The sequence below is a fragment of the Phenylobacterium sp. genome (genome assembly GCF_036502675.1).
In the GTDB taxonomy this organism is placed as follows: Bacteria; Pseudomonadota; Alphaproteobacteria; order Caulobacterales; family Caulobacteraceae; genus Phenylobacterium.
In genome coordinates this window covers 1-5319 of sequence record NZ_DASXYF010000029.1, presented here as the reverse complement: position 1 = coordinate 5319, position 5319 = coordinate 1, and the positions used below count along the sequence as shown (strand labels likewise).

6 protein-coding genes and 1 tRNA gene are annotated in these 5319 nt (G+C 71.9%); 1 reads left to right on the top strand and 6 read right to left on the bottom strand.

The window, feature by feature from the left end; all coding sequences use genetic code 11:
* Positions 1-133: 133 nt before the first annotated feature.
* The 3 genes from VGL30_RS03635 to VGL30_RS03625 form a co-directional block, all read right to left on the bottom strand.
* A tRNA-Ser gene (locus VGL30_RS03635) sits at positions 134-223 on the bottom strand.
* Positions 224-265: 42 nt separating this feature from the next.
* On the bottom strand, positions 266-1249 hold the full coding sequence (locus tag VGL30_RS03630) for a hypothetical protein (RefSeq protein ID WP_331536885.1): 984 nt from the start codon (positions 1247-1249) through the stop codon (positions 266-268).
* Complete coding sequence (locus VGL30_RS03625) at positions 1216-2163, bottom strand: tetratricopeptide repeat protein (RefSeq protein ID WP_331536883.1); 948 nt, start codon at positions 2161-2163, stop codon at positions 1216-1218. Before VGL30_RS03625 ends, VGL30_RS03630 begins: the two co-directional genes overlap by 34 nt.
* Positions 2164-2293: 130 nt before the next feature.
* On the opposite strand from VGL30_RS03625, the gene msrA reads away from it, so the two are divergent.
* Positions 2294-2947, top strand: a complete 654-nt coding sequence (gene msrA / locus VGL30_RS03620; RefSeq protein WP_331536881.1) for a peptide-methionine (S)-S-oxide reductase MsrA — start codon at positions 2294-2296, stop codon at positions 2945-2947.
* Here msrA and VGL30_RS03615 read toward each other — a convergent pair.
* The 3 genes from VGL30_RS03615 to VGL30_RS03605 all read right to left on the bottom strand — a co-directional run bounded on the left by VGL30_RS03615 (position 2944) and on the right by VGL30_RS03605 (position 5074).
* A complete protein-coding gene (locus tag VGL30_RS03615) occupies positions 2944-4266 on the bottom strand; it encodes an MFS transporter (protein WP_331536879.1) in 1323 nt (440 codons plus the stop codon). The genes msrA and VGL30_RS03615 overlap by 4 nt on opposite strands.
* A gap of 136 nt (positions 4267-4402) precedes the next feature.
* The gene (locus tag VGL30_RS03610) at positions 4403-4807 is read right to left on the bottom strand and encodes a DUF983 domain-containing protein (RefSeq protein ID WP_331536877.1); all 405 of its coding nucleotides are present in this window, start codon (positions 4805-4807) and stop codon (positions 4403-4405) included.
* Positions 4808-4936: 129 nt separating this feature from the next.
* A complete protein-coding gene (locus tag VGL30_RS03605) occupies positions 4937-5074 on the bottom strand; it encodes an entericidin A/B family lipoprotein (protein ID WP_331536875.1) in 138 nt (45 codons plus the stop codon).
* Between the last annotated feature and the right edge of the window lie 245 nt (positions 5075-5319).

Here is a 5319-nt window from a genome sequence, read left to right as displayed (position 1 = left end):
GTGGTGCCGTAGCGCGCCCCAGCTACCACCAGGGGCCCGAAAGCCTTCCCTGGGAGCTCGCATATCTTATGGCGGATGCTTTGGTGGGTGGACAAGATTTTTGTCCCAAAACGCCCATAGAATCAAGGGTGGTTGGCGGTGAGAGAGGGATTCGAACCCTCGTTACGGTTTCCCGTAAACACGCTTTCCAAGCGTGCGCGATCGACCACTCCGCCACCTCACCGGCCGCCGCAGACGGTCGTTTCTGCGGAGCCGCGCAATATACTCAGGACGCCTTGCGGGGCAAGGGTCCGCGCATCGCGGCGGCGAGGTGGGCGGGGTCGAACAGCGAGGCGGCCTCGCCGCGGGCGAGCCGCCGCGCCAGGCTGTCGGAGCCGGCGCGCCAGCGGGCGAGCGCGGCGGGGGCGGCGGGGTCGCCGGCGCGAAGGGCCCGGGCGGCGGCGGCCAGCTCCGCGTCGGACCGGCGCAGGGCGGCGCGCTGGGCGGCGAGGGCGGGGCCCGCATAGCGCTCGTCGATCAGCCCCAGGCGCGCCCGGGCCGCGCCCGTCATCGCCAAAGCGCCGTCGCGGTCGCCGCGGGCGGCCAGCGTCTCCGCGGCGCGCGCCGCCCGACGGGCGTCGTCGAGGTAGAGTCCGGGGGAGAGGGCCTGCGCCGCCGCCGCCGGGCAGGCGGCGGGGCGCAAGGCTCGCACATAGGCGGCCAGGCCCGCCAACACGCTGGCCGGCGGTTCTGGCCCGTCGAACTCCTCCACCACCAGGCCATGGATGAAGGGCTCCAGCGCGCGGGCCTCAGGCGCCTGCGGCACCTTCAGCCCGGCCCTGGGGCCGCTCAGGTCGGGGATCGGCCGTGGATCATCGATCCCGTCGCCGCGGTGCGAGGAAAACAGCGAGGCGGTGACGTCCGCCGTCCCCGGCGGGCCGGAGATCCCGGGGAACAGGAAGTCGGGATTGTTCCGCCCTGACCGGTGGCAGGCCTCGCAGGCCAGGCCCGCGCGCGCCGCCTGGCCGCCCAGCACGACGGGACTGCGGAACGCCGCGCGGCCGACCTCGACGGCGAGGGCGGCTTCGGTATCGGCGGGGCGCGCCAGGCATTCTGTCGGCGCGACGCTCAGCGCCTTGGCCGCGTCGGCCCCCGGCGCCAGCCAGCGCTGGGCGCGGAGCGGCGGATCCGCCGCGGCGGCGAGGGCGCCGGCGGCGAGGACCGCGAGCCCCAGGCCTAGGCGCGCGGATCGCGCCCGGCGTCGATCCAACGGCGCAGCTCCTCGGCCTCGGCGCAGCCGAAGCTGCAGGCGCGGTCCAGCCGGGCCAGCATCCGCCGGGCGCCGGCCAGATCGCCGCGCTCCACCTTCAGCTCGCCATAGTACTCCAGCGCCCCGCGATGCCGCGGCGCGATGGCCAGGGCCTGACGGTAGTAGCCCTCGGCCCGCGCCTCGTCGCCCTTCTTGCGCCAGGCGTAGCCCTGATAGGTGAGCACGTCCGGATGCGGCCCGAAGGCCAGCCGCGCCTTGGCGAGCGCAGCCAGCGCGTCGTCGTAACGGCGCTGGTTGATCAGGCCCACGGCCGCGGCATAGGCCTGGTCGCCGGCCTGCGGGGCGGCGAACAGCAGCGACCCGGGCTCCAGCGCCGCGCTCGGTCCGCCGGCGGCGGCCAGCGCGCCCTCGACCGCGGCGCTCGCCTTCTTCAGCGCTTCGGCGTCGGCGCAGGTTCCGGCGCAGGCGGCGGCCTTGGCGGCCAGCCAGTCCAGCTGCGCCTTGGCCGCGGGGTCTTTCAGCCCGGCCAGCGCCACGCCCAGGCCCTGGTGGGCCTCGATGCTGTCGGGCTGCAGCTTGACGGCCTTCTCATAGGCCTTTCGCGCGCCCTTCAGGTTGCTCTGGCCGGCGTTGGCCATGCCCAGCATCCGCCAGGCCTCGGCGTTGTCTGGGGTCGCGCGGGTGACGCGCGACAGCGCCCGCTCGGCGTCCTTGTACTGGCTGGCGTTGAGGGCCGCGACGCCCTTCACGTACTCCTCCGCCGGGTCGTAGGAGGGCGCCGAGGCGCTGGGCATGGCGCCGCTGCTGTCGCCGCCCATGGTGGACGCCTCGGCGGTCCGGCCTGGAGCCAGCAGCAGGCCGGCCGCGGCGAGCGCGGCGCCGGCGAGCAGGGCGGGACGCAGTCTGAGGATCATCGGAGCCTCCGGACGGGTGTGGCGCCCAAGCCTGCCACACAATGTGCGGCCCGTCAGCGGCCCGCAGGTGCAAACCCCGCCGCGCTCGCCTATCTTGGCCGGGCCGCCGCATCGAAGGGACCCGCCCCCCATGTTCTCCATCCGCAAGTCGCTCGAGATCCCGACGCCCGAGACCGCGCTGAAGGGCCGGCCGAACGCCATCCCCACCGCCGAGGCGCACGTCGTCAACGGCCACCCGCTGACGGGCCCCTATCCGGCGGGCCTGGAGACCGCGCAGTTCGCCATGGGCTGCTTCTGGGGGGTGGAGCGCAAGTTCTGGCAGCTGACCGGCGTCTGGGTGACGGCGGTGGGCTATGTGGGGGGCTCGACCCCCAACCCGACCTACGAGGAGACCTGCAGCGGCCGCACTGGCCACACCGAGGCGGTGCTGGTGGTCTACGATCCCAAAGCCATCAGCTACGACGATCTCCTGAAGGCCTTCTGGGAAGGCCACGACCCTACCCAGGGCATGCGCCAGGGCAATGACATGGGCACCCAGTACCGCTCGGGGATCTATACGGCGAACGAGGCCCAAGCGAAGGCGGCGGCGGCCTCCAAGTCCGCCTACCAGCCGGCGCTGTCGGCGCGGGGTTACGGCCCGATCACCACCGAGATCGCGCCGGCCGGCCCCTTCTACTTCGCCGAGGCTTACCACCAGCAGTACCTGGCCAAGAACCCGGCCGGCTACTGCGGCGTCGGCGGCACCGGGGTGAGCTGCCCGATCGGGACCGGCGTCGGCGCCTAGTCCTCCAGGATGCGGCTCAGCCGGTTGGTGTCGCGCAGGCGGACGGCGATCACGCAGCCCACCGCCATCATCACCGCCACATAGGCGTAGAAGCCGCTTTCCAGGCCGGCGTTCTTGAACCACAGCGCCACGTACTCGGCCGTGCCGCCGAACACCGCGTTGGCGGTGGCGTAGGGCAGGGCGACGCCAAGCGCGCGGACGTGGGTCGGGAACAGCTCGGCCTTGACCACGGCGCTTACCGCCGAATAGCCGGAGAGGATCACCACCAGCAGGCTCATCAGCAGGAAGGCGATCGCCGGACTGCCGGTGGCGCCCAGCGCGGTGAACGCCGGATAGGTGGCCAGCGCCCCCACTCCGAACGAAGCCGCCAGCGTCGCCCGGCGCCCGAGGTGGTCGGACGCCCAGCCGAACAGCGGCAGCACCAGCATGTAGACCAGCAGCGCGCCTGCGCTGATGGCGCTCGCCGTGTCCTTGGTGAAGCCCGCGGTGTTGACCAGGAACTTCTGCATGTAGGTCGTGTAGGCATAGAAGGCGAGCGAGCCGGCGGCCGTCAGGCCGAAGATGATCGCCGTCTCCCGCGGATGGTGACGGAACAGCATCATGGTGTGCGCCCTCGGCGCGCCCTCGGCTTTCGCCGCGGCGTAGGAGGCGCTCTCGTCGAGGCCGGTGCGGATCCAGAACACCACGACGGCCAGCAGGCCGCCGATCGCGAAGGGAATCCGCCAGCCCCAGGCCTCCAGCTCTTCCTTCGGCAGCAGGTGTTGCAGGACGATCAGCACCACCAGCGCCACCAGCTGGCCCATGATCAGCGTCACGAACTGGAACGACGACCAGAAGCCCCGCCGCGCCCGGCTGGCCATCTCCGACATGTAGGTGGCGCTGGCCCCGTACTCCCCACCGAGGGAGAGCCCCTGCACCAGCCTGGCCACCACCAGCCCCGCAGGCGCCAGCACCCCGATGGCCTGGTAGTCGGGCAACAGCGCGATGGCGAAGGAGCCGGCGCACATCATCGCCACCGACAGCGTCAGCGCCGTGCGCCGCCCCGCCCGGTCGGCGTAGAGGCCCATCAGCCAGGCGCCCAGCGGCCGGGCCAGGAAGCCCACCGCGAACACCGCCGCAGTGTTCATCAACTGGGCGGTCTGGTCGCCCTTGGGGAAGAAGTGCCTGGCGAAGTAGAGCGCGAAGGAGGAGTAGGCGAACCAGTCGTACCACTCCACCAGATTGCCCGCCGACCCCCCGAGGATCGCCTTGAGCCGGGCGAGCGGCGTGATGACGGGCGGAGCCGTCGCCACGTCGTCCATCGTGCTTTCGATCGCCATGCATCCCCCGGGTTCACGACCCCGGCGGATGCTAGGGAGAATCTCCGGCCGCGCGAAGAGGGCGTGGTCAGATCAGCTTCATCAGGACGAGCGCGATGACGATCACCAGCACCAGGCCGGGTGGGCGGCGCGGCGGCTACTTCACCGCGTCGGCGGTGTGCAGGTGGGCGTCGGTGTCCTTGACGTTCAGCGCGTAGAGCAGGCCGATGAAGGCGCCCTTCACCCGCGGCAGCAGCGCCAGCGTGATCGCCGCCAGGGGGATCACGGTGATCGGGATGGCCAGCGCCGCCGGCGCCTGCCAGATGAACGGCAGGAACAGCACCGGCACGATCACCAGATGGCCCACCAGGAGGATGGTGAAATAGGCCGGCCCGTCGTCGGCGGGATAGCGCGCCAGGTCATGGCCGCAGGCGTGGCAGTTCGGCTCCACCTTCAGATACGCCCAGTACAGCGGGCCCGTGCCGCACGCCGGGCACTTACCGCGCAGGCCGCGCAGCATCGATGCAAGGAACGGGCGGCGGAATTCGCTCATGGCGGTCATATGTGCACGATGAGGCTTAAGGAAAAGCGGGCAAGACGCCCCTGCGGCGATTCTGCGCAGCGCGCCGAAGCCACGCACAACCCCGGCGTCAGGCCCTCGGGCCTGCCCGTTCCGGGGCCGGCGAGGCCGCTACCGCTTGGCGTCTTCCGCGGTGTTGGTGACCGCCTTGCCCGCGGCGGCCACGTCCTTGCCCGCGCCGGCGACGGTGTTGCAGGCGGAGAGGAGCAGAGCCGCGGCGGCGGCGGCGAGGACGGCGATGCTGCGCATGGGGAGGTCTCCTGATCGGCGCGAGGCGCTATTAAGCTGCACCGTGCGGCCGGATCAATCCTCCAGTGACGCCTGGCCCGCGCCGCCGGGAGTGTCCGCGCCCGCTAGAGCGGGTTGCGGTTTGAGTGAATCGTTGGATTCCCAAATCGGCTGAGGTCTGATTCAAGCTTCCTGCTGGTGCGGGAGGCCAGCAGGGATGACCCGACCTTATTCGATGGACCTTCGGGACCGTGTGGTGGCGGCGG